General features: G+C 33.2%; 2 protein-coding genes. Both read left to right on the top strand.

Features of this window, described 5'->3' with window-relative positions; genetic code table 11:
* Positions 1-239 precede the first annotated feature (239 nt).
* Positions 240-1,193, top strand: a complete 954-nt coding sequence (locus tag RTP99_RS27810; protein ID WP_046646124.1) for an alpha/beta hydrolase — start codon at positions 240-242, stop codon at positions 1,191-1,193.
* 171 nt (positions 1,194-1,364) lie between these two features.
* Positions 1,365-2,096 (top strand): DsbA family oxidoreductase, encoded by a 732-nt coding sequence (locus tag RTP99_RS27805; protein ID WP_046646125.1) that lies wholly within the window; start codon positions 1,365-1,367, stop codon positions 2,094-2,096.
* Positions 2,097-2,316: the final 220 nt, after the last annotated feature.

Raw genomic sequence — 2,316 nt, 5'->3', positions numbered from 1 at the left:
GTAGGACGTCGCCAAGCAACTGTAAGACGAGTCAGAATGACTCGTCTTTTTTGTGCTTCTAACTTCTTATCAGTCTCAAGTTATTCTTTTATATTCAATTTCTTTCATCAATTTCGATATGTAGTTTAAGATTTTTTATTTTATTTTTGTGGAAGTAATCTATCGGTATGTTAAAATAGTACAGTTGTTTTTTGAAGTACTTTAATATAGGAAGATTTAATTTTTTAAAAGGAGATAACATGAAAAAGATAGGTATAATTACTATAGTAGCCTTAGTCCTTCTAGCGATTGTGTATATGTTAGTCGGGAATTATTTTTATAATTATGCGTTGAATGCGAAACAAGAGAAAGAGTTTTTAGAGGATAACCCTCACTTAGTAGAAACTGTGAATGCATCAGGAGATGTGTTGGCTACAAATGAAGAAAAGGATGCGAACTTTGTATCAAATCATAAACCTAATACACTACAGATAAATTCTTTCGATAAGTTGAAATTAACAGGTTATGAATATATGAATGAACAATCTAGTCATAAATGGGCAATTGTAGTTCATGGATATGATAGTAGGGCATCAAAAATGACGAAATATATCCGGAATTTTTATGAACAAGGATATAACGTTATAGCGCCAGATCTTCGTGGGCATGGAAATAGTGAAGGTGATTATATAGGGATGGGCTGGCACGATCGTAAAGATATTTTGATTTGGATCCAACAAATTGTAAAGAAAGACCCCAATGCTGAAATAGCACTATTTGGTGTTTCAATGGGAGGGGCAACTGTAATGATGACTTCAGGTGAAGATTTACCTTCTAACGTGAAAGTTATTATTGAAGATTGTGGATACTCAACTGTTGTTGGTGAATTTACTTATCAACTAAAAGATTTATTCCATTTACCGAAGTTTCCTGTTATGAATGCGGCTAATACAGTTACAAAATTAAGAGCTGGATATGATTTAGAAGAAGCTTCAGCTGTAAAACAAGTTGCGAAAAGTAAAACACCGATGCTATTCATTCACGGGGATGCGGATACATTTGTTCCTTTTGAAATGTTAGATGAAGTATATAATGCTGCAAAAGTAGAAAAAGAGAAATTAATTGTTCCAGGTGCTGGACATGGAGAAGCTGAGAAGGTAGATTCAAATGCATATTGGAATACCGTATGGAAGTTCGTGGGAAGATATATTTAAGTATAATTATATTTATATATACGATAATCAGAAGGTAATACTTTTGATTATCGTTTTTCTATTTATAAATTTATTTTAGGTTGTAGTATATAAGGCTTGAAGCATAAATTTTTGAATTCCTTAGTGCTGGTGCTACAATGATTGAAAACTACATGTTAATGAGGTGTTTCTATGAAAATTGAAGTATGGTCAGATTTTGTGTGTCCATTTTGCTACATTGGGAAACGTAGATTAGAGATGGCTTTAGAGCAATTTCCACATAAGAAGGATGTTGAAGTTGAGTTTAAAAGTTTTGAATTAGACCAGAATGCTCCAATCTATTCTGGAACAAGTATTAATGAGGTGCTTGCATCAAAGTATGGCATTAGTATTGAAGAAGCTCAGCGAAATAATATACAACTAGGAAATCATGCAGCTAGTATGGGCTTAAGTTTTAATTTTGATGAGATGAAGCCGACGAACACTTTTGATGCGCATCGCCTTGCGAAATTTGCAAAAGATCAAGGGAAAGAAAAAGAGATTACGGAGAATCTACTTTTTGCATATTTCACTGAATCGAAAAATTTAAGTGATGTGGATACGCTTGCTACTATCGCTGAAGCTTCAAGTTTAGATAAACAAGAAGCTTTAAAGGTTATTAATGATAAAAGTGCATATGCAAATGATGTTAGAGTTGATGAAGCGATTGCTCAACAATATCAAATTTCAGGAGTACCTTATTTTATTATTAATCAAAAGTATGCTATTTCAGGTGCGCAACCACTTGAAACTTTTGTTGGTGCACTTCAGCAAGTGTGGGAAGAAGAGAATCCTGTACCTAAGTTACAAGAGCTCTCTTCAGAAGGTGGAAGTGATATGTCTTGTACGGATGAAAGCTGTTCGGTACCTTCAAAAGAACAATAGTTTTTATGATGGAAAGCAACCCATAGTGTATTATATGGGTTGCTTATATATTCTTATAGAAGAGATATGTAAATAGGATTTTAGAAAAATGAAGTTTTTTTATAAAAATGTATTGACGATTGTACCTTAGAGGTGTAATATAAAACAAGTCGTCGATGACAACAGCGTCGAAAGCGACAAACGAAATGAAAAACTTAGTTGACATTGAAAGATGAAAATG

The organism is Bacillus sp. (in: firmicutes) (assembly GCF_031983925.1).
GTDB classification, from domain to species: Bacteria; Bacillota; Bacilli; order Bacillales; family Bacillaceae_G; genus Bacillus_A; species Bacillus_A pacificus.
Note: the sequence above shows the minus strand (reverse complement) of the source record. Positions and strands in the feature narration are given on the sequence as shown.